Source organism: Ferrovibrio sp. GW821-FHT12B10 (assembly GCF_058807515.1).
The window spans coordinates 115,579-139,237 of the sequence record NZ_JBXAQT010000002.1; the positions used below are offsets into that span (position 1 = coordinate 115,579).

Consider the following 23,659-nt stretch of genomic DNA (forward strand, 5'->3'; position numbering starts at 1 on the left):
GCCGGAGTATCCGTCAGAGCGGCGGTCCGGACCAGTGCCCCGAGGGGTTAGATCAACCCTGGGTCAGACCGAGAAGGAGTTGCCGCAGCCGCAGCTGCTGGCGGCCAGCGGATTGCGGATCTGGAAGCCGGCGCCGTTCAGATCCTCGACGAAGTCGATTTCCGAGCCCTTGAGGTAATCCAACGAGACCGTGTCGATCAGCAGGCGGGCGCCGTCGCGGCTGATGACGATGTCGTCGGCCGTGGGAGTCTCGTCCAGGCTGAAGCTGTACTGGAAGCCCGAACAGCCGCCGCCGGAAACGCTGATGCGCAGCCCCAGGCCGGGATTGCCCTCGGCCTCGGCCACTTTGAGGATGCGGCGCGCCGCCGATGCCGACAGCACGACGCCGGGCTGTTCCGCGCCGAGCGGGGCGGGAGCAGTGGAAGGGGCGGTCTGGGTCGCGGTGTCGGTCATGATGGTTTAACGCTTGATTTACCAATAATTTGCCACATTCGGAAGGCAATTTAGGGACTTAGGCGCGGAAGTCAATTTCGGCTCCGATTCGCCCTGTCATGGCATTGGTCTGCGTACATTGCGACAGGGCAGTCATATGGTTAGTTTCCGCTCCGATTCAGCGTTTTTGAGAAAAGCCTTGCCGAAATGAACGTTTTTGCCGAATTCCGCCAGGCGGTGATCGAGGCCGTCCAGAGCCTCGGACTGCAGGGCGACCTGCCGTTGAAAGCCGTGGCCGTCGAGCCGCCACGCGATCCCGCCCATGGCGACCTCGCGACCAATGTGGCGATGGTGGTGGCCAAGCCCGCCAGCATGGCGCCGCGTGCGCTGGCCGACAAGCTGAAGCCCCTGCTGGAAGCGCTGCCGGCCGTGGATGCCGTCGAGATCGCCGGCCCAGGCTTCATCAACCTGCGGCTCAATCCCTCGCACTGGCAGGCCCAGGTCGGCGTCATCCTCAAGATGGGCCTCGACTACGGTGACTCCAAGCTGGGCAATGAGACCAAGATCAACGTCGAATATGTCTCGGCCAACCCGACCGGCCCGATGCATGTCGGCCATTGCCGTGGCGCGGTGTTCGGCGACGCGCTGGCCGCGCTGCTGGACAAGGCCGGCTACGACGTCACCCGCGAATACTACATCAACGATGCCGGCGCGCAGGTGGATGTGCTGGCGCGCTCGACGCATCTGCGCTACCGCGAGGCGCTGGGCGAAACCATTACCATTCCTGAAGGACTCTATCCGGGCGACTACCTGAAGCCGCTGGGCGCCAACCTTGCCAGCAAGTATGGCGATACCTTCCAGACCGCCGACGAAGCCGACTGGCTGTCGCTGTTCCGCAAGGAAGCGACCGACGCGATGATGGACATGATCCGCGAGGACCTCGCGGCGCTGAACATCCATCATGCCACCTTCACGTCGGAAAAGGCGCTGCACGAGAACGGCGCGGTGCAGCAGGCTTTCGATCGCCTGAAGCAACGCGACCTGATCTATACCGGTGTGCTGGAGCCGCCGAAGGGCAAGCTGCCCGAGGATTACGAGACGCGGCCGCAGGAACTGTTCAAGGCGTCGGAATTCGGCGACGACACCGATCGCCCACTGAAGAAATCGGATGGCAGCTGGACCTATTTCGGCGCCGACATTGCCTATCATGACGACAAGTTCCGCCGTGGCTTCAACCAGATGATCGATGTCTGGGGCGCCGATCACGGCGGCTACGTCAAAAGAATGAAGGCCGCCGTCAAGGCGATGTCGAACGATGAGGCCGAGCTGGACGTCAAGCTGGTGCAGATGGTCAATCTGCTGGATGGCGGCGAGCCGGTGCGCATGTCCAAGCGCGCGGGCACGTTCGTGACGTTGCGCGACGTTGTGGATGAAGTCGGCAAGGATGTCGTGCGCTTCATCATGCTGACGCGCAAGAACGATGCGCCGCTGGAATTCGATTTCAAGAAGGTGACCGAGCAGTCCAAGGACAATCCGGTCTTCTACGTGCAGTATGCCCATGCCCGCATCTGCTCGGTGCTGCGCAATGCCAAGAGCGAAGTCTCGGCCGTCGACACCGCCGATGGTGCGCTGGCCAAGGCCGATTTCACCAAGCTGTCGCATCCGGCCGAGCTGGCGCTGGTGAAGCTGCTGGCGGCATGGCCGCGTCTGGTTGAATCCGCGGCCGAGGCGCATGAGCCGCACCGCGTGGCCTTCTTCCTGCAGGAGGTCGCCGCCGGCTTCCATGGCCTGTGGAATGTCGGCCGCGACGATACCTCCGTCCGTTTCCTGTTGCCCGATGACGTCGATCTCACCCGGGCGCGGCTTGCACTGCTGCGCGCCGTGGCCCTGGTGATCGCCTCGGGTCTGTCCGTGATGGGCGTGACGCCTGTCGAAGAGATGAGGTGAGACCATGAGCGACTTTCGCGGAGACCGCAGCGCCCGTCCGGTGCCTGGCGAAGATGCCCCGATGCGCAGCCCCAAGCGCCTGATCACCGCAGGCATCGCCCTTGGTGCCGTGGTCGCGTTCGGTATCGGCATCTGGTTCGCTTATGATCAGGGCGTGAAACGCGGCGCGTCCGGCGCGCCGCCGCTGATCCGCGCCGATCAGGGCCCGACCAAGGTTGCGCCGGAAAATCCCGGCGGCATGCAGGTACCGAACCAGGACAAGCAGATCTACGAACGCCTGCCGGGTGGTCCGCAGACGGCCAATAACAACCAGACCGAAAAGCTGCTGCCGCCGCCGGAGCGCCCGAGCGCCGCGCCGACGCAGTCCGGCAGCGTGACCGTGCCGACGCGGCCTGCGCCGAGCACGGTTCCCAATCAATCGTCAGCTTTGCCGAACCGCACCGATGCGCCGAGTCCGACGCCGGTGCCACAGGCCCAGCCGGGCCAGCCGCAGCCGGTGACCCCGCAGGCCCAGACGCCGGCGCCGCGCACCGCTGCCGTACCGACGCCGGCCCCCGCTGCGCCGGCTGCCGCCACAGCGCCGACCGTGACCGCGACACCGGGCGGTGCGGCCCGCATTCAGCTCGCTTCGCTGAAGGATCAGGCGGCGGCAACCGCGACCTGGAACGCGCTGCAGAAGAAATTCCCCGCCGAACTGGGCGGCCTGCAGCCGTCTTATGAAAAAGTGGAGATCGCCGACAAGGGCACGTTCATCCGCCTGCAGGCCGGTCCGCTGAAGGATCGTGCCGCCGCGCAGGCCGCCTGCACGGCGCTGTCGGCCAAGAACCAGGGCTGCATCGTTGTTGGACGTTAATCAGGTCGAGTGGGGCGCCTATGCCCCGGTGGTGGTCGGCTGCGCCGGCCATCAGCTGACATCGGAAGAGCGCGTGCTGTTCGGCGTGCGCAAGCCGCTGGGGCTGATCCTGTTCGCGCGCAACATCGACAACCCGGTGCAGGTGAAGGCGCTGATCAGCGATTTTCGCGGCGTGGTCGGCAATGCTTATGCGCCCGTGCTGATCGACCAGGAGGGCGGCCGCGTGGCGCGGCTGAAAGCTCCGCACTGGCCGACATTCCCGCGCGGCGCCGTCTTCGGCCAGCTCTATGCGCAGGATCCTCAGCTTGCCGAAGAGGCGGCCTATCTGAACTATCGCTGGATCGGCAGCATCCTGGCCGAGCTGGGCATCGACGTGGATTGCGCGCCGGTCGCCGACGTGCCGGTCGAAGGTGCGCATGACGTGATCGGCGATCGCGCCTATGGCCGTGATGCCAAGGTCGTGACCGTGATTTCCGAAGCGGTGATGCGCGGCCTGGCCGATGCCGGCGTGCTGCCCATCATCAAGCATATTCCCGGCCATGGCCGCTCGCATACCGACAGCCATCTCGACCTGCCCGTGGTGGATACCGCGCGCACCATTCTTGAGATGAGCGACTTCCTGCCGTTTGTCGGCCTGAAACATGCCCCATGGGCGATGACCGCGCATATCGTCTACAGCGCGCTGGATGCCGACCAGCCGGCGACGTTGTCGCCGACGGTGATCGCCGAGATCATCCGGGGTCATATCGGCTTCGACGGTGTGCTGATTTCCGACGACCTGACCATGAAGGCGCTGAAAGGCACGCCGGCCGAAACTGGCGTCGCCTCGCTGAAGGCCGGCTGCGACCTGGTGCTGCACTGCTCGGGTAACCTGCCCGAGATGCAGGCGCTGTTCGCGGCGCTGCCGGTGATGACAGCGCAGGCCGCCGCCCGTGTGAAGGCAGCGCGCAACGCGCTGCCTGCGCCGAAGGCTTTCACGGCCGAGGAGAAGGCGCGCTACGAAAGCCTGATGGAGAAGGTGGCGGCGTGAGCGAGGGCATCCTCCAGACGCTGTACACGGCCTCGACCTGGATCCTGCCGGCGCTGCTGGCCATCACCCTGCACGAAGCCGCCCATGGCTTTGCCGCCTGGCGGCTGGGCGATGACACGGCGCAGCGGGCAGGGCGGCTCAGCCTCAATCCGCTGCGGCATGTCGACCCCATGGGGACGATTGTCGTCCCGGCGGTGATGCTGCTGTTCCGGGCGCCCTTCCTGTTTGGCTGGGCCAAGCCGGTGCCGGTCAACTTCATGGCCCTGCCGTCGCCGCGCCGCGACATGGCTCTGGTGGCCGCCGCCGGACCCGGGATCAACCTGGCCCAGGCCTATATCGCCATGCTGCTGTTCCACCTGCTGCCAGACCGTGGCGGCGAGGGCGTGATCTGGGTGGCCGAGAACCTGAATAATGCCATTAGTATCAATCTGATATTGTGTATATTTAACATGATACCTTTACCCCCGCTCGATGGGGGCCGGGTGGCGGTCGGATTACTGCCCCTGGCGCTGGCGCGTCCCTTGGCCCGGATGGAGCGCTATGGCATGGTTCTGCTGCTGATTCTGTTGATGATCGTCCCTCTGGCGGCGCAGCAATTCGGCAGCGACTGGAACCCGCTTTTCGAGCTGATCACACCGATTGTTATCGGCCTGCGGGACATCCTGCTTGCGTTGTCCGGGCACGGCGGCTAACACCGCCGCCCAGTTTGATTTTTCGTCCTCCGGGACCCAAGGATTCGTGCCTGTGACAGAAGCTGCCGACACTCCTGCGCCCGTACAGGCTCCCGAAACGGGGGCACCTGCCGGCGACGGCTTCGATGCCGGCCAGCGCGACGGCCTGGTGGATGGCCTGCGCATCGGCGAACAGCTGGTCCTGACCCTTGATGCCTTCGAAGGCCCGCTCGACGTCCTGCTGGCGCTGGCGCGCGAGCAGAAGGTCGACCTGCGCAAGATTTCGATCCTGGCGCTGGCCGAGCAGTATCTGAAATTCATCGCCGAGCTGCGCAAGGTGCGCATCGAGGTCGCCGCCGACTACCTGGTCATGGCCGCCTGGCTGGCCTACCTGAAGTCGCGCCTGCTGCTGCCTGAGCCGGAGAAGGAAGGCGAGCCGTCCGGCGCCGACATGGCTGCCCGCCTGGCCTTCCAGCTCCAGAAGCTGGAAGCGATGCGCAAGGCGGTCGAGGACCTGACCCGGCGCGACCAGGTTGGCCTGGCCATGTTCCTGCGCGGCAAGCCCGAAGGCGTGCGCGTGATCCGCAAATCGATCTACAACGCCACGCTCTACGAGCTGCTCAAAGCCTATGCCGAGTTCCGCGCCTCCAAAGGCTCGAGCGAAGTGCTGACCATGAAGATGGCCCGCCGCCGCATCGTGTCGGTGGAAGAGGCGCTGGCGCGCCTGCGCAACATGATCGGCCAGATCCCTGACTGGGCGACGCTGCAGTCCTTCCTGCCGGTCGATTCAGAAGACCCGTTCACCGTGAAGTCGGCGCTGGCTTCCACCTTCAACGCCAGCCTCGAAATGGCCAAGCAGGGCCTGATCGAGCTGAAGCAGGTGCAGACCTTCGGCCCCATTTATATCCGTCGCGGCCAGGGCAACATGCCCGCGGTCGAGACCGCCAATCCGGAAGAGTAAGACGTATGCAGTCCGATACCGCTTTGCCGACCGACGACCGGCTGGAAGACGAAACCCAGCTGGTGGTGGCTGCCTTCAACGATGAAGACGACGTTGTGCTGCAGGCTGGCGCCGCGCCCAAGCGCGATGCCGACGATGAAGACGACGACGAGGATGACGACGACTTCGACGACGAAGACGATGATGATGATGATTCGGACGACGAAGACGGCGACGACGATGACGACGGTGATTCCGACGATGACGAAGAGTCGGATGATGACGAAGACGACGATGATGACGACGACGAGGAGGATGAATCCGATGAGGATGAGTCCGGCGAGACTGCGTCGTCTGACGAGGCTGCTGCCGTAGCGCCGAAGAAGCCGCGCGCGCCGCGCAAGAAGACCGTGAAGGAAGAGGGCGACGAGGAAGACGCCGGTCCGGAGATGACCGACGAGGAGCGCGAAGCCGCCTTCGCCGGCGCCATCCGCATCGCCGAGGCGCTGCTGTTCGCCGCCGCCGAGCCGCTGGACGAGGCGACGCTGCGCAAGCGCCTGCCCAAGGGCACCCGCGTGCCGGCCGTGCTCGCCGCCCTGCAGGACATCTACCGCACACGCGGCGTGGTGCTGAACAAGGTTGCCGATCGCTGGGCCTTCATGACCTCGCCCGACCTGCAGCACATGCTGGAAGAGCATCGCCAGGTGCAGCGCAAACTGTCGCGTGCCGCGATGGAGACGCTGGCGATCATCGCCTATCACCAGCCCTGCACCCGGGCCGAGATCGAAGACATCCGCGGCGTGGGCCTGAGCAAAGGCACGCTGGACCTGCTGATGGAAATTGAGTGGGTGAAGGTGCGTGGCCGCCGTCGCGTGCCGGGTCGTCCGGTCACCTATGGCATCACCGACGAGTTCTTGCTGCATTTCGGCTTGGAAAATGCGGATGCGCTGCCGGGCATCGAGGAACTGCGCGCGTCCGGCCTGCTCGAAGCGCTGCCGGCGTCTGGTGGCATTCCGATGCCGGGCGAGAGTCTGGACGAGGCCGGCGAGGATCCGCTGGACGAGGGCGACGATGGTCGCGAATATCTCGAGCCGCTGGTCGACGAGGACGCCGACGACGCGAAGAGCAAGGCCGCCAAGTCCGACGATGCCTGATCGCCCGCAAGGCGGAGAGCGCGCAGGCGGCCTCGACCTGATCGGGGTCAGCCATGATTACGGCGCACGCCGCGCGGTCAGCAACATCAGCTTCAAGGTCGCGCCGGGTGAAATTCTCGGCCTGCTCGGGCCATCCGGTTGCGGCAAGTCGACCACGTTGCGTCTGGCTGCGGGTCTTGAAGACCTGCAGACCGGCGAAGTCCGTATCGGCGGCCGTACGGTTGCCGGTGCCGGCATCAACATCCCGACCGAACACCGTCATGTCGGCATGGTCTTCCAGGATCATGCGCTGTTCCCGCATCTGAGCGTGGCGCAGAATATCGCTTTCGGCCTCGGCCATCTGGATGCCGGCGAACGCGTGGCGCGGGTGACGCTCTGGGCGGGTCGGCTCGGCCTGACCCAGCATCTGGACACCTATCCGCATCGCCTGTCGGGCGGTGAGCAGCAGCGCGTGGCACTGGCGCGCGCCATGGCACCCGAGCCCAGCGTGATGCTGCTGGATGAACCCTTCTCCAGCCTCGACAGTCGGCTGCGCGACCAGATCCGCGACGAAACCGTCATGGTTCTGAAACAGGCCGGCACGGCTACGCTTTTAGTGACCCATGATCCGGAAGAGGCCATGCGGATGGGTGATCGCATCGCCATCATGCAGGCCGGCCGCATCGAGCAGCTGGATACGCCGGCGCAGGTCTATGCCACGCCGGCCACGCCGTTTACGGCGCGATTCCTGAGCGAGACCAATGAAGTGCCGGTGCGGGTGAGCGGCGGCAGCGTCGAGACGCCGTTCGGCCGCATGCCGGCGCCGGCAAAGCTGGGCGATGGCAGCGCCGCCATGCTGATGTTCCGGCCCGAAGCGCTGCAGGAGCGCGACAGCGGCGGTATTGCCTTCACGGTCGAGCGCGCGACGGCCCTGGGCGCCTATCGCCGGCTGGAAATCAGCGGCAGCGGCGGCCTGCGCCTGGCCGCCCGTCTGCCGGCCGGACCATTGCCGTCGGCCGGCACCGTCCTACATTTCGGCCTGAATCCGGATTTCTGCTTTGTTTTTCCGGCCGCTTAAGGCGGTTTCCGGATACGAAGTTCGGGGGCGGAAGATTGCCTTGGATGCGCCAACTCTGCCATAGTGCAGCGCTGCGGTGCCTGCCCCGGAAGACTGCCTGGGCCGGTCCGCGTTGGAGGAGATAAGGGTATGGGTAGCTTCAGTTTCTGGCACTGGCTGATCGTCCTGCTGGTGATCCTGATCATCTTTGGCGCCGGCAAGCTGCCGCGGGTCGCCGGCGATCTGGCTTCGGGCATCAAGAACTTCCGCAAGGGCATGAAGGAGGAGGGCGCCGAGGAAAAGACCGACGCCCAGGCTCCGGTCATCAACCAGCAGACCCCGCCGAACGGCAACACCCCGACCGGTACGCCGGCCGACAAGACCGCGCAGCGCTGAGCAATGGCGGTCGGCACAAGACCGGCTGCAACAACGGTACGGATGGCGTAGGCGGCGATGTTCGACATTGCCTGGTCGGAACTGGGTGTGATCGCGGTGGTGGCGCTTGTCGTCATCGGCCCGAAAGACTTGCCCAAAGTTTTGCGCACGGTGGGGCAGTGGACCTCCAAGGCGCGGTCGATGGCGCGCGAATTCCAGAGCGGTATCGACGACATGGTGCGCGAGGCCGAGCTGGACGAGCTGCGCAAGGCCGCCAAGTCGGTCAGCGACTTCTCGATCGAGAACGAGGTCAAGAAAACCTTCGATCCCGATGGTTCCCTGGAGAAGCAGTTCCAGGAGCATAACCAGGCCATCATGGACGCGACGTCTGACCTGAAGGGCGAGACCGCGGCAACCGACGGCGTGACCAAGATTGATGACCCGGGTCCGGACGCAAAACCGGTGGAGCCGGTTATTGCCGCGCCCGTTGCCGACAAGACCGAGACCAAAGCGTGAGCGAGACCGCGAAACCCGAAGACGAGGTTGAATCCTCCCGCATGCCGCTGCTCGATCACCTGATCGAGCTGCGCAACCGCCTGATGTGGGCGATCGGTGCGATCTTCATCGCCTTCTGCGTCTGCTATTTCTTTGCCGGCAACATCTACAACATCCTGATGCATCCGCTGGTCGAGGCGCTGGGCACCGAAGGCCGGCGCATGATCTTCACCGCGCCGCAGGAAGCCTTCTTCACCCAGGTCCGTCTCTCCTTCTGGGCGGCGGCGCTGGTCAGCTTCCCGGTGATCGCGGTGCAGGTCTGGATGTTCGTTGCGCCGGGCCTGTACAAGCACGAGAAGAAGGCTTTCATGCCGTTCCTCGTGGCCACGCCGGTGCTGTTCGCCATCGGCGGCAGCTTCGTCTACTACTTCATCATGCCGCTGGCGCTGAAGTTCTTCGCCGGCTTCGAGACCGTCGGCGGCGACGGCGTGTTGCCGATCCAGCTGGAAACCAAGGTCAGCGAGTATCTCTCGCTGGTGATGACACTGATCTTCGCCTTCGGCATCGCCTTCGAGCTGCCGGTGCTGCTCACCCTGCTGGGCCGGGTCGGCATTGCCACTTCGGCTGGTTTGGCGTCGAAGCGGCGCTATGCCATCGTCGGCATGTTCGTCTTTGCCGCCGTAGTGACCCCGCCGGACGTGATCAGCCAGGTCGGCCTGGCCATACCGCTGATCCTGCTCTACGAAATCTCCATCATCTCGGTACGCATGATCGAAAAGGATCGCGCCAAGCGCGCGGCCGAAGAAAAGGCTGCCGCCGAGCAGGCCGAACAGGAAGAGAAGAAGGACGACGCGGCGAAAACCGAATATACACCGCCCGCTCCTTGAACGACTGGTAACGCGTCATGCATGACATCAAACTGATCCGGGATAATCCGGAAGCTTTCGACCGCGCCATCGCGCGCCGTGGTGTTGCGCCGCAGTCAGCCACCCTGATCGAGATGGACCGCAAGCGCCGCGTGGCGCAGACCGAGTTCGACGAACTGCAGGGCAAGCGCAATGCGCTGTCCAAGGAAATCGGCATCGCCAAGGGCAAGAAGGACGAAGCCCGCGCCGCCGAGCTGATGGCCGAGGTGGCGGCGCTGAAGGAACGTCTGGGCTTGCTGGAAGTCGAGCAGAAGGCTCATGAGGAAGCCCTGACCGACGCGCTGTCGCGCATTCCCAACCTGCCGGCCGACGACGTGCCGGAAGGGCTGGACGAGAAGGCCAATGTCGAGCTGCGCCGCACCGGCGCGCCCAAGGCATACAGCTTCAAACCGAAGGAGCATTTCGATCTCGGTGAGCAGCTGGGCTACATGGATTTCGTCGCCGGCGTGAAGCTGGCGGGTGCGCGCTTCACCGTGCTGCGCTCGCAGCTCGCCAGGCTTGAGCGGGCGCTCGGCCAGTTCATGCTCGACCTGCACACCACCGAATTCGGCTACACTGAAATGCAGCCGCCGCTGATGGTGAACGATGCCTCGGCCTTCGGCACCGGCCAGTTGCCCAAGTTTGGAAATGACTTGTTCCAAACCGTGGATCGGCAAGCCGTTATTGAAGTCTTTAATAGCCAGGAAGCACGTTTTATTTCGGAAAATATTTCTCGAGAAGAGATTTTCCGCCGTATCGGTGAAGAATTCGACGCACTCTTGCGCGATCCGCGATTCCGATATTGGCTGATCCCGACCGCTGAAGTGCCGCTGACCAATCTGGCCCGCGACCTGATCATCGACGAGAGCGAGCTGCCCTGGCGCTTCACGGCGCTGACCGCCTGCTTCCGCTCGGAGGCCGGCGCGGCCGGCCGCGACACGCGCGGCATGATCCGTCAGCACCAGTTCAACAAAGTCGAGCTGGTCAGCATCGTGACGGCCGACAAGTCAGTCGAAGAGCACGAGCGCATGACCGGTGCGGCCGAAGCCGTGCTGAAAAAGCTGGAACTGCCGTTCCGTACCATGCTGCTCTGCGCCGGCGACATGGGTGGCGGCGCCCGCAAGACCTATGACCTGGAAGTCTGGCTGCCGGGCCAGGACCAATATCGCGAGATTTCGTCGTGCTCGAACTGCGGCGACTGGCAGGCGCGGCGCATGAATGCGCGCAGCCGCGCCCCAGGTGAGAAGCAGACCCGCTTCGTGCATACGCTGAACGGTTCCGGTCTTGCCGTGGGCCGCGCCATGATCGCGGTGATGGAGAATTACCAGCAGGAAGACGGCAGCATCGCGGTGCCGGACGTCCTGAAGCCCTACATGGGCGGCCTGACCAAGATTGAAAAGGTCGGCAAGTAATGCGCATCCTCGTATCCAACGACGACGGCATCCATGCCCCGGGCCTCAAGGTGCTGGAGAAGGTGGCCAAGTCTCTGTCGAAGGATGTCTGGGTCGTCGCCCCGGAATACGAACAGTCCGGCGCGTCGCATTCGCTGACACTGACCCTGCCGCTGCGCCTGCGCAAGATCAACGCACGCAAATATGCCGTGCGCGGCACGCCGACCGACTGCGTCATGATGGCGATGCACGAAATCTTCAAGGACAAACGGCCCGATCTGCTGTTGTCCGGTGTCAATCGCGGCGCCAACCTGGGTGAGGACGTGACCTATTCGGGCACTGTCGCCGTCGCCATGGAAGGCGCGCTGCTGGGCGTGCCATCGATTGCACTGAGCCAGTGCTTCCAGCATGGCCATCCGGTGAAGTGGAAGACCGCCGAGGATCATGCTGCGAAGGTGATCAAGAAGCTGCTCAAGGTCGGCTGGTCGAAGGACACGCTGATCAATGTGAACTTCCCCGATGTGGTTTCAGAATCGGTCACCGGGATCGAGGTGGTGACCCAGGGCAAGCGCGAACTGACCGACCTGCTGCTGGATGCGCGAGTGGATGCCCGTAACGTGCCGTATTACTGGATCGGTTTTCGCCGCCAGAAGAACAAGTCCAAGCGTCATACCGATCTGGGCGCAACTGAGAATGGCGCGATCTCGGTGACGCCGCTGCAGCTTGACCTGACCCACCGGGCCGGTCTGAAAGCGCTGAAGGCGGCCTTGAAGTAATCGTGGATACCCGCGTCATCCAGTTGCTGATGGAGCTGCGCAAGCAGGGCATAGCCGACACGCGCGTGCTGGCCGCCATGGAGCGCGTGCCGCGCGAACAGTTCGTGGCCGAACAGTTCCTCAAGCATGCCTACGACAACATCGCGCTGCCGATCACGCAGGGCCAGACCATCAGCCAGCCCTATGTGGTCGCCTATATGACCGAGGCGTTGCAGGTAACCGACCGCATGAAGGTGCTGGAGATCGGCACCGGCTCGGGCTACCAGACCGCGGTGCTGACCCGGCTGTGCCGGCGCGTCTACACCATCGAACGCTACCGCTCGCTGCTGACCGTGGCCGAGCAGCGCTTCCATGCATTGAACATCACCAATGTCACGGCGAAGCTGGGCGATGGCAACAAGGGCTGGCCCGAGCAGGCGCCATTCGACCGCATCCTGGTGACCGCCGCGGCCGACCAGCGGCCCGATACCCTGATCAGCCAGCTCTCGCCCAATGGCGGGATCATGGTGGCCCCGGTGGCCGTCAATCCCACCGAACAGGACGTGATCCGCTACACCCGCGAGGGTGATGCCGTGCGCGAGGAACGGCTGCTGCCGGTGCGGTTTGTGCCGCTGTTGCCCGGGATTGCGCGGGAAGCCGCGACTCAGGGCTGACAAATCCATGGATGACCGGGCTGTGAAAACCGGCGATCTGCCTGAGATTGTGGCAGGCCGGGAAGGGCCTTAGACTCACGTCCGATGGTACGGATTCGCATTTTTGCCCTGATTGGGCTGTTCGCTCTGGCGGCCTGCGGCACGCAGGAACCGGCGCCGGTCAGCTATGGCCATCGCGGCGGCAACCAGTCCGGTATCGTCAGCCGCAATCCGCCGATGCCGACCACCGGGCGCGGCGTGCCCCAGGCGGCGCCGCAGGGCGTGGTGACCATGACGCCGCTGGACGGTGCGCCGGCGCCATCACAGCCGCAGCCGCAGGCCCAGGCGCAGCAGGTTCAGGGTGGCGAGACCGTCACCGTGCAACCGGGCGAAACGCTCTATGCATTGTCGCGTCGCACCAATCGCCCGGTGCGCGCCATCATCGACGACAACAATCTGCAGCCGCCCTATACGCTCAATCCCGGCCAGCGCATCCGTCTGCCCGGCGGCCAGTTCCATACCGTGCAGCGCGGCGAGACGCTCTACAGCATTTCACGCAGCTTCGGCGCCGATCTTTCGGTGATGGCGCAAGCCAACGATATCCAGCCTCCTTATACGATCAGCGTCGGGCAGAGCCTGCGCATTCCACCGCGCACCGGCTATGCCGTGACCTCGGCCGCAGCACCAGCACCGGAAAGCCCAACCGCACCGCAGACACCGGCACCGCGCGGTTTCCAGGCCGAGAGCCTGCCGCCGCCGTCAGCAACCAGCACATTGCCGCCGATCGAGCAGCAGCCCGCGCCATTGCCGGAAGTGACCGTGCCGGGCCGCAGCGCACCGGTGCCGCCGGCTGAAACCGCGCAGCCTCAGCTCGCCGCCGCGCCGACGCCGCCACCAGTTTCGACACCCACCGCCGATCCGCAGCAGGACACCGTGCTGCCGCCGCGCTCGGGGCGCACTTTCTCATGGCCGGTGCGCGGCCGCGTGCTGGCCGGCTTCGGGCCGACGCCGGATGGCCTGCACAATGACGGCATCAACATCGCCGCGCGTGCCGGGGCGCCGGTGATCGCGGCCGAGAATGGCGTCGTCGTCTATGCGGGATCGGAACTGAAGGGCTTCGGCAACCTGCTGCTGGTGCGCCATGCCGATGGCTGGATCACCGCCTATGCGCATCTCGACAAGGCGCTGGTCAAGAAAGGCCAGAAGGTCACGCGCGGCCAGGCGATCGGCACCGTGGGCAGCACCGGTGGCGTCACGCAGCCACAGCTGCATTTCGAAATCCGCCGCGGCACCCAGGCCGTCGATCCGGCGAAATTCCTGTCGGTCGCTTAAGCCTTCGGCGAGGCGAGCGGCTTGCCCAGGCGGCCGGCCAGATCCTGGATGAACTGCCAGGCGACGCGGCCCGAGCGCGCACCGCGCGTCATCGACCATTCCACCGCTTCGGCACGCAGCTGCTTCTGATCGATCTTCAGGTCATAAGCCTTGCAGTAGCCGTCCAGCATAGCGAAGAAATCCTCCTGGCTGCAGGAGTGGAAGCCGAGCCAGAGGCCGAAACGGTCCGACAGCGATACCTTTTCCTCGACGGCCTCATGCGGATTGATTGCCGTCGAGCGCTCGTTCTCCATCATGTCGCGCGGCAGCAGGTGCCGGCGGTTGGAGGTGGCGTAGAGGATCACGTTATCGGGTCGGCCCTCGATGCCGCCATCCAGTACCGCTTTCAGCGATTTGTAATGCTGGTCCTCGGCATCGAAGGAGAGGTCGTCGCAGAACAGCACGTAGCGTCGCTTGGAACCGCGCAGCAGCGTCAGCAGTGCGGGCAGGGTGGGAATATCCTCGCGATGGATTTCCACCAACGCTAAAGAATGCGCCTTCTTACCGTTGATGGCGCCGAGCACCGCCTTGACCAGCGAGGACTTACCCATGCCGCGCGCGCCCCAGAGCAGAGCGTTGTTGGCCGGCAGGCCCTTGGCGAAGCGCTGGGTGTTGTCGAGCAGGATGTCGCGCACCCGTTCCACGCCCTGCAGCAGCCGGATCGGCACGGCATTGACGCGGTCGACCGGGCTGAGCCAGCCCGGCGCCGGATCGGCATGCCAGATGAAGGCGTCGGCGGCCATCTCGTCGAAGGCCGGAGCTGCCGGCGGGGCCAGACGCTCGAGTGCCGAAGCGATGCGGACCAGTGCGGCAGCCACATCGGTCGAGGCAGTATCCTTGGGGAAAGCAGCCCCGGATTTCGGGGTGGATTTCGGAGCGGCTTTTTTGGGCATGCTTATTACATCGCGATACAAGTGGTGTGATCCGCCATTCTGCGGATGCACAGGCTCCCGCGCAACCGGTAGACCGGGGCCAACCGGTAGCGGGACCCGCCGGTTTCCGCCATAATCCCGGCCCTGAAAAATCATGCCCGCAGGCTTTCCAAGGAGGACCGTATGTATCCCGAAGTGCAGCTTTATATTGATGGCGCCTGGGGCAAAGGCGCGAGCGGCAAGTCCCAGCCGGTGCTGAATCCGGCGACCGGTGAAGAGATCGGCAAGGTCGCCCATGCCGACAAGTCCGACCTCGACCGCGCGCTGGCCGCCGCCGACAAGGGCTTCAAGGAGTGGAAGAAGGTCTCGCCCTACGACCGTTACAAGGTTCTGCGCAAGGCCGCTGACATCATCCGCAGCCGCGCCGACGACATCGGCAAGATCATGTCGATGGAGCAGGGCAAGCCCTTCATCGAAGCCAAGGGCGAGACGCTGCTGGCCGGCGACATCATGGACTGGTTCGCCGAAGAGGCGCGCCGCACCTATGGTCGTATCGTGCCGGCGCGCGCCGAGGGTGTCTATCAGCTGGTGGTGAAGGAGCCGGTCGGCCCCGTTGCCGCTTTCACGCCGTGGAACTTCCCGATCAACCAGGCGGTCCGCAAGTGCTCGGCTGCCCTGGCCGCCGGCTGCTCGATCATCCTGAAGGGTCCTGAAGAGACTCCGGCCGCCTGCGCCGCCCTGGTGCAGGCCTATGTCGATGCCGGCGTGCCGAAGGGCGCGATCCAGCTCGTCTATGGCGTGCCGTCGGAGATCTCGGAATACCTGATCCCGCATCCGGTGATCCGCAAGATCACCTTCACCGGCTCGACCCCGGTAGGCAAGCATCTCGCCATGCTGGCGGGCCAGCACATGAAGCGCATCACCATGGAGCTTGGCGGCCATGCCCCGGCTATCGTCTTTGACGATGCCGATGTCGATACCGCCGTGAAGGTGCTGTCGGCCAACAAGTTCCGCAATGCCGGTCAGGTCTGCGTGTCGCCAACCCGCTTCCTGGTGCATGAGTCGGTCTACGGCAAGTTCGTCGAAGGCTTCACCAGCTTCGCCAAGTCGCTGAAGGTGGGCGATGGCATGGACAAGGACACCCGCATGGGGCCGCTGGCCAATGACCGCCGCGTGCAGGCCATGGAGATGTTCGTCGCCGACGCAGTGTCGAAGGGTGCCAAGATCGAGACTGGCGGCAAGCGCATCGGCAACAAGGGCAACTTCTTCGAGCCGACGGTGCTGACCAACATGAACAACGACATGCGCATCATGAACGAGGAACCCTTCGGCCCGCTGGCGCCGATCGTGCCGTTCTCGAGCTTCGATGCAGTGGTGGAAGAGGCCAACCGTCTGCCCTTCGGTCTGGCGGCCTATGCCTATACCAAGTCGGCCAAGACGGCAGCCGCCATCGGCGCCGCCTTCGAGGCCGGCATGGTGTCGATCAACCATCACGGCCTGGCCCTGCCGGAAGTGCCGTTCGGCGGCATCAAGGATTCAGGCTATGGTTCGGAAGGCGGCTCGGAAGCCATAGAGTCCTACCTCAATACCAAGTTCATCACCCAGGTCGGCCTGTAACCGCCCTGCGGATATAAACGACCGGTTGTTTCAGCCGGTCTCCGGAATGTGAAATGGAGGGCTTATATGCCCTCCATTTTTTCTTTCATCGGCCTCGTGCGCTTCTGTATCCTGAGTGCGACGGATTCCCGTCCTGAGGGGCAATGAAAACAGCTGTATTGGTTGGACTACTGGGCTGGTGCATGGCGTCGTGGGCACATGCTGGAGAACCACTGACTCTGACCACCACGGAATTTCCGCCTTACATGTCGGATGCCATGCCCGAGGGCGGCGTGCTGGTCGCACTCACTCGGGCGGCGCTGCGGCAGTCGGACACAAATGTGAAAGTGCAATTCATGCCCTGGGCCCGCGCGCTCAGCGAGGTGCGGTCTGGCAATGCCGACGGCCTGATCGGCGCTTGGCACAGCCGCGAACGCGAAGACTACCTGGTCTTTCCCGATCCGCTGCTGAACACCGAAATTGGCTTCTTCGCCAATCGCGACAAGGCGCCGAAATCCGCTGCTCTGTCCGAGCTGAAGGGGCTGAAGATCGGTACCGTGCGCGGCTATGCCAACCCTCCGGCCTTTCTTGCCGCCAATCTGCACAGTGAGGAAGAAGGCGACGATTTCGCCAACCTGCGCAAGCTGGAGGGCGGTCGCATCGATCTGGTGCTTATTGATCGCCTGGTGGGCGAATACCTGATTACCGAGCGGTTGCCCGCCGCGCGGTCGCGGTTGCAATGGCTGGAGCCGGCGGTCACCCGGACGCCGATCTACACCACCCTCAGCAAGGCGAAGCCGGACCATGGCCGGATGCTGCATCTACTCAACCAGGGCCTGCAGAAGATGCGGCAATCCGGTGAATTCACCGCCATCCTGATGCGTTTCAAGATTCAGGCCTGATCTGGGCATCCGCAGGCGACATTACGGGGTTTTTACCCCTGCAATTCATCGATCATTTACAATGTCGCCAACACTATCCACGGTGGAGAAACCATCATGACCAGTGCGCCCGCGATCACCCATAATCCTTCCGTTGATGACAATATCATTGTCCTCGACCGCCACGACACGATTGCGGATTACGCCAAGGCCTATGGCGACCAGATTGCTGAATGGTACGAGCAGGATAAGATCATCGTACTGCCGTACTGGGAGCTTCCCAACGTCGACTTGGCGTACCTGCAGCAGCTCACGTTGCCGAACGAGATGGCGAAGATCGGGTCCGCCAATCGCATTGACGGCCCGATGTTCAAGCGCCGCGTCGACGGCAGCTTCGTCGGCCTCAATCCGCTACTGACCGTGAAAATGGACATGATCGAGCGGGTATTCCTGCGCGATCAGATCAACCAGCTCTACACGATTGTTCGTCGCGACATCGCCGCACTGTTCCCGCATTACCGGATGAAGGAGCTGAACATCACGTCGCGGATGACCCCGACACGGGACCGCGGCATGCATGTCGATACCTTCAAGCGGTCCATCAGCGGTCATCGCCTCAAGTTTTTCATCAATATCGATCAGGAACCACGGTTGTGGCATACCTCATACACCATGCTGCGTGCGCTGGAAGTCTATCGCGACCGCTTTGGTGACATGCCTGTCGGCATCGACCGCAACGACCTTGGCATGGTGCTGAACGAGCGGCTGCACATGGATATCCCTTTCCACAAGGTGGCCTATCCAACGCTTTCCTGCATCATCGCCAATGGCGAGACGGTGTTTCATCAGGTGATTTACGGCAATCGCATGATCGGCGGCGAATACATGGTTGACGCCGACACTATGGTGCGGCCGGAGAATTTCATCGCCTCGCGCCTGCCACAGGTTATGACCGAGCTAGGATACAGCGCTAAAGCTGGCTGATCGCCATGCCGGCGAGTGCCGCACTGCCGAGCAGCCAGCCCAGCCCAACGTGAAATCTGAAAACCGCGAGCAGTGCCGCCACCGAAAGCCCGGCCATCCAGGGATCGAGGCTGGACGGCACCGGCAGCTGCCAGGTCATGCTGCCCAGTGACAGCGGCTGCATGTCGCGAAACAGAGCGTGCATTGCAAACCAGACCGCCAGGTTCAGGATCACGCCAACCACAGCGGCCGTAATGGCAGCCAGCCCGTGGGCGAAAGCCTGCACATGGCGGACGCGTTCCACATAGGGCGCGCCCAGGAATATCCAGAGGAAACAGGGCACGAAGGTGACCCAGGTGGCGAGCAAGCCGCCGGCAAGCCCGCCCAGCAGCGGATCGAGGCCGCTCTCACGGAACCCGGCGATATAACCGACGAAGGTGAGTACGAGGATCAGTGGTCCGGGTGTGGTCTCGGCCAGTCCCAGGCCATGCAGCATTTCTTCGGGGCCCAGCCAGCGATAGACCTCAACGGCCTGCTGTCCGACATAGGCCAGCACCGCATAAGCACCGCCGAAGGTGACAACCGCCATCTCGCTGAAGAAGATGCCGATGCGGCTGAAAACATGATCGGCACCAAAAACGGCATTCAATCCCAGCAGCGGTCCGGCCCAAAGCAAGCCGAAGATCAACAGAACCCCCAGGCTGCGGCGCCAGCTTGGCGCCACGCTGGGCAACACGTCGGCGTCATGACTAGCCGATGCAGCAATCCATTCCGGCTTTTGTTGGCCGACCAGCCAGCCGGTCAGGCCGGCCCCCAGAACGATCAGTGGGAAAGGGGCCTGCAATACGAATATGCCGATGAAGGATGCCGCGCTTAAGCCCAACAGAAAACGCGTCTTGATGGCGCGTTTCGCAATGCGCTGCACGGCTTCGAAAACAATGGCCAGCACCGCAGCCTGCAGACCGAAGAACAATCCGCTGACCACCGGTATATCCCGCCACAGCACATAGATGGTGCTGAGGACCAGCATCACGGCAAGGCCGGGCAGAATGAACAGCAGGCCTGCAACCAGACCGCCCTTCCAGCGATGCAGCAGCCAACCGATATAGGTGGCGGTCTGCTGTGCTTCAGGGCCGGGCAGCAGCATGCAGAAATTCAGCGCATGCAGGAACTGCGGTTCACTGACCCATTTCTTCTCGTCCACCACGATGCGGTGCATCATGGCGATCTGGCCGGCCGGACCGCCGAAACTGAGCAGGCCAATCTTGGCCCAAGTCCAGAAGGATTCTGAAAAACTGGGGCTGCGAATCTGCGGTGTCGTATCCATGGTTTTTTCTAGCCTTTTACACAGCCGGAGGCCAGTTGTGGCTTTCACTGCTGGCGCTGGCGCACCAGGCATAGAGCGCGTCGTAAAGCAGCATGCCGCGCTCCAGCATCTCGTCATCATCTTGCAATATTGTGGAAAGACCGAGGGATATCGCCAGCAGTCCGGGAGCCTGCGGCGCAAGGTCCGGCCGGCCGGTATCGGCAGCTCGCACAATGGTCGCAAGCCGTGTCAGCGCCGGATCGTCCGTCAGATTATGACGGGCAATGAATTTGTCAAAGCTGCACAGATCGCCATCATGACTGTAGGCCGCCCCGGGAATATCGTAAGGCGTGGCCCGCCATTCCCCGGCACGGGCTAGGACCTGATCAGCCGGGACGTACAGAAAACGCGCATCGGCATCGATGAAACGGCGCACCAGCCAGGGACAGGCAATACGATCAATCTTGGGGCGCTCGCGCGTGATCCAGCGACTAGCTTCGACGGGCGGCTTTGGCTGCAACGCTCCGCCGGATTCACGCCAACCCTCGATGCCGCCTGCCAGATAGAAGGCTCTGTGCCCCCGGCGCCGCAGCTCGGCGCAGGCATCCTTGCCGACTTCATGGCCATACACGCAATAGACGACCACGGCCGCATCATGGGGCGTGTTGGCTGCCCATAACGCCAGCTGATCCGGTCTGCGGCGACGGGCGCCACGGATCGCATCCGCGGCTTCGGCATAGCGCTCCTCGCGCCGGACATCGAGCAGATACGGAAAGCGCCCCGCCGCAAACTCATGCGCCAGGTCGGAAACGGAAATGGAGGGAGAAAGGGATGTATCCATGATGCTACTCCTGCCACGCGCAATCGGCATGGCGACAAGTAGCGGCACTTGGATACCAGGGTATCTGAACCGGGGAGACCGCGTTATCCCCGTGACTGGAGACTTATCGCCGCTTTGTCCGAAAGGCAAGCGCGATTTTCAGGCCGATGAAACCTTGCCGCCGGGATGGCGCAGCAGGACGCCAGCCAGTTCCTTTTCGGTCAGCACCATCTGCACGGCGGCCGCGCCCAGCCCACTCAGCCGCACCAGATCGTCGACCAGCACCGGCGTGGGCGACAGCAGGCGGTCGAGTTCGGCATGGGCGTGGCCGAGGTCGCTGTCGCTGACCGGTGCCGGTTTTGCAACAGGCGGCGGCGGCGCCGAGAGGCGTTGCTGTGGCGCCACTACGGCAAGAATATCCTCGACACGTTCGATCAAGGTCGCGCCATTACGGATCAAATCGTTGCTGCCGTGACAGCGCGGATCGAGCGGCGATCCTGGCACCGCCATCACCTCGCGTCCCTGTTCGGCTGCCATGCGCGCCGTGATCAGCGAGCCGGATTTCAGCGCTGCCTCGATCACCAGAACGCCTAGCGATGCACCGCTGATCAGCCGGTTGCGTCGTGGAAAGTTCTGCGCCAGGGGCGGCGTTCCCACCGGCATCTCGGCAAAGATCACGCCGCGCTCGGCCATTTGCGCATGCAGCGCGGCATTCTCCGGCGGGAAGGCGATGTCGATGCCAGTACCAATGAAGGCAGCGGTGATACCATCGACAGCCAGCGCGCCTTCATGCGCGGCCCTGTCGATGCCACGGGCCAGGCCGGAAAAAATGGCAAAGCCTTCGCGGCAGAGCTGGGCCGCCATGTCACGCGTGAAACGCTGGCCGATGGCGGAGGCATTGCGGGCGCCGACGATAGCGATAGCCGGGGTAAGGCCGGGCTGGGTCAGACGCAGCGGATCGCCCTTGACCGCCAGCAGGGGCGGCGCGTCCTCGAGCTGCATCAGGCCAACGGGATAGCCGGGTTCACCCCAGGCCAGCAGCGACGCATTGCAGGCCTTCAGCGCTTTCAGTTCCTGGGCGAGGGTCTTCTCGTCGGCCAGTTTGACGACGCGTTTACCGCCATTGCCGCCACGCTGCGCCATCTCGGGCAGTTTCTCGATGGCTTTAGCGGCGCTCCCGTAATAGCGGAGTATGTTGTGGAAGGTGAGCGGTCCCAGGTGCGCGCTGCGGATCAGCCGCAGCCAGTCACGTTTCTCAGCGTCACTGAGCGGGCGACCCGCCGTCATCTGGTTTCTTCTTGCCGATCTTTGGTTCTTCGCCCTTGAGCAGGCGGGCAATATTCTGGTGATGGCGGATGAAGACGAGGATCGCCATGGCAAAGCCCATCATGCCGGCTTCCGGCGCGACATAGATCCAGGCAACCACCGGCGTGGCGATAGCGGTGATCAGCGCCGAGAGAGAGGACAGCTTCGACAGTGCAGCCACTGCCAGCCAGCAGAGGCAGCCGAAGACGCCGACCGGCCAGGCGACGCCCAGCATCACACCGAGATAGGTGGCGACGCCTTTGCCGCCGTTGAAGCGCAGCCAGACCGGAAACAGATGGCCAATAAAGGAGGCGAAGGCCGTTACCAGCATCACATCCAGGCCATAGTAAGCGCCGAGCAGCGCGGCCGCCGTGCCCTTGCCACCATCGAGCAGCAGCGTGGCGATCGCCAGATCCTTGCGGCCGGTGCGCAACACATTGGTGGCGCCGATATTGCCAGAGCCAATGCTGCGGATATCGCCCAGACCGCTCATCTTGGTCAGCACCAGGCCGAAGGGGATCGAACCCAGCATATAGCCGAAGACGGCGGCAGCGATGTAGTAGGGCAGGCCGAAGGTCCAGAAAGCCTCATCCATGGATCAGCCCTCGCGCTTGCGCTGGAAGACGGTCTCGCCGGCGACGACGGTGCGCAGCGCATGGCCCTGCACGCGGCGGCCGTCATAAGGCGAGTTCTTGGCCTTGGAGCGGAACTTCTTCTCGTCCACGCGCCAGGGCGTGTCGGGATCGAACAGCAGCAGGTCGGCCGGTGCACCGGGCGACAAGCGGCCGCTTTCCAGCTTGAGCAGTTTGGCCGGATTGCAGGTGAGGCAGGCCAGCAGCTTGAGCAGCGGCACCGAACCGTTGTGGAAAAGCTCAAGACTCAATGCCAGCAGCGTCTCCAGCCCGATCATGCCAAACTCGGCCTGGGCAAACGGCAGCCGTTTGCTTTCCGGATCCTGCGGCGCATGAGCGGACGAGATCACGTCAATCGTGCCGTCAGCGATGGCATCGACCACGGCCCTGCGGTCGGTCTCGACACGCAGCGGCGGCTTCACCTTGGCGAAGGTGCGGTAATCGCCGACATCGAACTCGTTCAGCGAGAAGTTATGCGGCGCGGCGCCAGCGGTGATCTTCAGGCCGCGCGCCTTGGCGCGACGCACCGCGTCCAGGGACTCCTGCGTCGACAGATGCGAGGCATGCAGGCGGCCATTGGTCATTTCCAGCAGGCGGATGTCGCGTTCCAGCATGATGGTCTCGGCCATCGCCGGCATGCCCGACAGGCCAAGGCGTGCTGCGACCTCGCCTTCATTCATCACGCCGCCCTTGGCCAGCGAGGGATCTTCGCAATGCTGCATCAGCAGCAAGTCGAAGGTGGTGGCGTAGGAAAGTGCACGACGCATCAGCCGTGCCGAGGAGATCGACCTCTCGCCATCGGTGAAAGCGACGGCGCCAGCTTGCGACAACAGGCCGAGCTCGGTCAGCTCTTCGCCCTTGGTGCCCTTGGTGATGGCGGCCGCCGGCAGGATGCGCACCACGGCGGTATCGGCGCCGCGACGGGCGATGAATTCCACCAGTGCCACTTCGTCGATCACCGGTTCGGTGTTGGGCATCGCCACCATGGTGGTGACGCCGCCAGCAGCCGCGGCGCGTGCGCCGGTCGCGATGGTTTCCTGATGTTCGGCGCCGGGCTCGCGCAGCCAGACATGCATGTCGATCAGACCGGGCGAGAGACAATGCCCCTGACAGTCGATCTGCTCGGTGTCGCCCGCGAAGTTGCCACTGGCAAGCTTGGGGCCGAGATCGACGATCCTGTCGCCTTCGGTCAGCAATGCGCCTTTGACGTCGAGGCCCGTGGCCGGGTCGAGCAGGCGCGCGTTGGTGTAGAGTTTGCGACGACGTGACATGGGGG

Annotated in this window: 24 protein-coding genes; 17 read left to right on the forward strand and 7 right to left on the reverse strand. The window is 63.9% G+C overall.

Going from position 1 to position 23,659, the window contains the following annotated elements; translation table 11 throughout:
- Positions 1-63: 63 nt before the first annotated feature.
- On the reverse strand, positions 64-453 hold the full coding sequence (gene erpA / locus AC1RRT_RS18195) for an iron-sulfur cluster insertion protein ErpA (protein WP_493015303.1): 390 nt from the start codon (positions 451-453) through the stop codon (positions 64-66).
- Between the two features lie 186 nt (positions 454-639).
- Here erpA and argS point away from each other — a divergent pair, with 186 nt between their 5' ends.
- From argS to AC1RRT_RS18265, 14 genes are all read left to right on the forward strand, one after another.
- The gene (argS, locus tag AC1RRT_RS18200; protein ID WP_493015304.1) at positions 640-2,379 is read left to right on the forward strand and encodes an arginine--tRNA ligase; all 1,740 of its coding nucleotides are present in this window, start codon (positions 640-642) and stop codon (positions 2,377-2,379) included.
- 4 nt (positions 2,380-2,383) lie between these two features.
- Complete coding sequence (locus AC1RRT_RS18205; protein ID WP_493015305.1) at positions 2,384-3,232, forward strand: SPOR domain-containing protein; 849 nt, start codon at positions 2,384-2,386, stop codon at positions 3,230-3,232.
- Positions 3,219-4,262: a beta-N-acetylhexosaminidase gene (gene nagZ / locus AC1RRT_RS18210; RefSeq protein ID WP_493015306.1), complete on the forward strand. Its 1,044-nt coding sequence runs from the start codon at positions 3,219-3,221 to the stop codon at positions 4,260-4,262. The genes AC1RRT_RS18205 and nagZ overlap by 14 nt, the downstream gene beginning before the upstream one ends.
- Positions 4,259-4,954, forward strand: a complete 696-nt coding sequence (locus AC1RRT_RS18215; protein WP_493015307.1) for a site-2 protease family protein — start codon at positions 4,259-4,261, stop codon at positions 4,952-4,954. Before nagZ ends, AC1RRT_RS18215 begins: the two co-directional genes overlap by 4 nt.
- 52 nt (positions 4,955-5,006) lie before the next feature.
- Positions 5,007-5,894, forward strand: coding sequence for a segregation and condensation protein A (locus tag AC1RRT_RS18220; protein WP_493015308.1), 888 nt, complete (start codon positions 5,007-5,009; stop codon positions 5,892-5,894).
- A 5-nt stretch (positions 5,895-5,899) separates the two neighbouring features.
- The gene (scpB, locus tag AC1RRT_RS18225) at positions 5,900-7,027 is read left to right on the forward strand and encodes an SMC-Scp complex subunit ScpB (protein ID WP_493015309.1); all 1,128 of its coding nucleotides are present in this window, start codon (positions 5,900-5,902) and stop codon (positions 7,025-7,027) included.
- Positions 7,020-8,084: an ABC transporter ATP-binding protein gene (locus tag AC1RRT_RS18230; RefSeq protein ID WP_493015310.1), complete on the forward strand. Its 1,065-nt coding sequence runs from the start codon at positions 7,020-7,022 to the stop codon at positions 8,082-8,084. The genes scpB and AC1RRT_RS18230 overlap by 8 nt, the downstream gene beginning before the upstream one ends.
- A 129-nt stretch (positions 8,085-8,213) precedes the next feature.
- On the forward strand, positions 8,214-8,459 hold the full coding sequence (locus AC1RRT_RS18235; RefSeq protein ID WP_493015311.1) for a twin-arginine translocase TatA/TatE family subunit: 246 nt from the start codon (positions 8,214-8,216) through the stop codon (positions 8,457-8,459).
- Between the two features lie 57 nt (positions 8,460-8,516).
- Positions 8,517-8,954, forward strand: a complete 438-nt coding sequence (gene tatB, locus AC1RRT_RS18240; RefSeq protein WP_493015312.1) for a Sec-independent protein translocase protein TatB — start codon at positions 8,517-8,519, stop codon at positions 8,952-8,954.
- Positions 8,951-9,820 carry a twin-arginine translocase subunit TatC gene (gene tatC / locus AC1RRT_RS18245; RefSeq protein ID WP_493015313.1) on the forward strand — a complete coding sequence of 290 codons (870 nt, stop codon included), beginning with the start codon at positions 8,951-8,953 and terminating at the stop codon, positions 9,818-9,820. Before tatB ends, tatC begins: the two co-directional genes overlap by 4 nt.
- 17 nt (positions 9,821-9,837) lie before the next feature.
- Complete coding sequence (gene serS / locus AC1RRT_RS18250) at positions 9,838-11,250, forward strand: serine--tRNA ligase (RefSeq protein ID WP_493015314.1); 1,413 nt, start codon at positions 9,838-9,840, stop codon at positions 11,248-11,250.
- A complete protein-coding gene (surE, locus tag AC1RRT_RS18255) occupies positions 11,250-12,005 on the forward strand; it encodes a 5'/3'-nucleotidase SurE (RefSeq protein ID WP_493015315.1) in 756 nt (251 codons plus the stop codon). The genes serS and surE overlap by 1 nt, the downstream gene beginning before the upstream one ends.
- Positions 12,005-12,658 (forward strand): protein-L-isoaspartate(D-aspartate) O-methyltransferase, encoded by a 654-nt coding sequence (locus AC1RRT_RS18260; RefSeq protein WP_493015667.1) that lies wholly within the window; start codon positions 12,005-12,007, stop codon positions 12,656-12,658. Before surE ends, AC1RRT_RS18260 begins: the two co-directional genes overlap by 1 nt.
- Positions 12,659-12,742: 84 nt before the next feature.
- Positions 12,743-13,969, forward strand: coding sequence for a peptidoglycan DD-metalloendopeptidase family protein (locus AC1RRT_RS18265; protein ID WP_493015316.1), 1,227 nt, complete (start codon positions 12,743-12,745; stop codon positions 13,967-13,969).
- Here AC1RRT_RS18265 and AC1RRT_RS18270 read toward each other — a convergent pair.
- Complete coding sequence (locus tag AC1RRT_RS18270) at positions 13,966-14,901, reverse strand: ATP-binding protein (RefSeq protein ID WP_493015317.1); 936 nt, start codon at positions 14,899-14,901, stop codon at positions 13,966-13,968. The genes AC1RRT_RS18265 and AC1RRT_RS18270 overlap by 4 nt on opposite strands.
- A gap of 162 nt (positions 14,902-15,063) precedes the next feature.
- On the opposite strand from AC1RRT_RS18270, the gene AC1RRT_RS18275 reads away from it, so the two are divergent.
- From AC1RRT_RS18275 to AC1RRT_RS18285, 3 genes are all read left to right on the forward strand, one after another.
- Positions 15,064-16,497 carry an NAD-dependent succinate-semialdehyde dehydrogenase gene (locus AC1RRT_RS18275; RefSeq protein WP_493015318.1) on the forward strand — a complete coding sequence of 478 codons (1,434 nt, stop codon included), beginning with the start codon at positions 15,064-15,066 and terminating at the stop codon, positions 16,495-16,497.
- A gap of 182 nt (positions 16,498-16,679) precedes the next feature.
- Complete coding sequence (locus tag AC1RRT_RS18280; RefSeq protein WP_493015319.1) at positions 16,680-17,378, forward strand: substrate-binding periplasmic protein; 699 nt, start codon at positions 16,680-16,682, stop codon at positions 17,376-17,378.
- A gap of 96 nt (positions 17,379-17,474) precedes the next feature.
- Positions 17,475-18,341 carry a hypothetical protein gene (locus AC1RRT_RS18285; RefSeq protein WP_493015320.1) on the forward strand — a complete coding sequence of 289 codons (867 nt, stop codon included), beginning with the start codon at positions 17,475-17,477 and terminating at the stop codon, positions 18,339-18,341.
- Here the strand turns inward: AC1RRT_RS18285 and chrA are convergent.
- From chrA to pyrC, 5 genes are all read right to left on the reverse strand, one after another.
- Complete coding sequence (gene chrA, locus AC1RRT_RS18290; RefSeq protein WP_493015321.1) at positions 18,328-19,647, reverse strand: chromate efflux transporter; 1,320 nt, start codon at positions 19,645-19,647, stop codon at positions 18,328-18,330. The genes AC1RRT_RS18285 and chrA overlap by 14 nt on opposite strands.
- 16 nt (positions 19,648-19,663) lie before the next feature.
- Positions 19,664-20,467 (reverse strand): chromate resistance protein ChrB domain-containing protein, encoded by an 804-nt coding sequence (locus AC1RRT_RS18295; RefSeq protein ID WP_493015322.1) that lies wholly within the window; start codon positions 20,465-20,467, stop codon positions 19,664-19,666.
- Positions 20,468-20,605: 138 nt separating this feature from the next.
- On the reverse strand, positions 20,606-21,733 hold the full coding sequence (dprA, locus tag AC1RRT_RS18300; protein WP_493015323.1) for a DNA-processing protein DprA: 1,128 nt from the start codon (positions 21,731-21,733) through the stop codon (positions 20,606-20,608).
- Entirely contained in the window at positions 21,708-22,346 is a 639-nt protein-coding gene (plsY, locus tag AC1RRT_RS18305; RefSeq protein ID WP_493015324.1) for a glycerol-3-phosphate 1-O-acyltransferase PlsY, read from the reverse strand. Before plsY ends, dprA begins: the two co-directional genes overlap by 26 nt.
- Before the next feature lie 3 nt (positions 22,347-22,349).
- Complete coding sequence (gene pyrC, locus AC1RRT_RS18310; protein WP_493015325.1) at positions 22,350-23,654, reverse strand: dihydroorotase; 1,305 nt, start codon at positions 23,652-23,654, stop codon at positions 22,350-22,352.
- Positions 23,655-23,659: the final 5 nt, after the last annotated feature.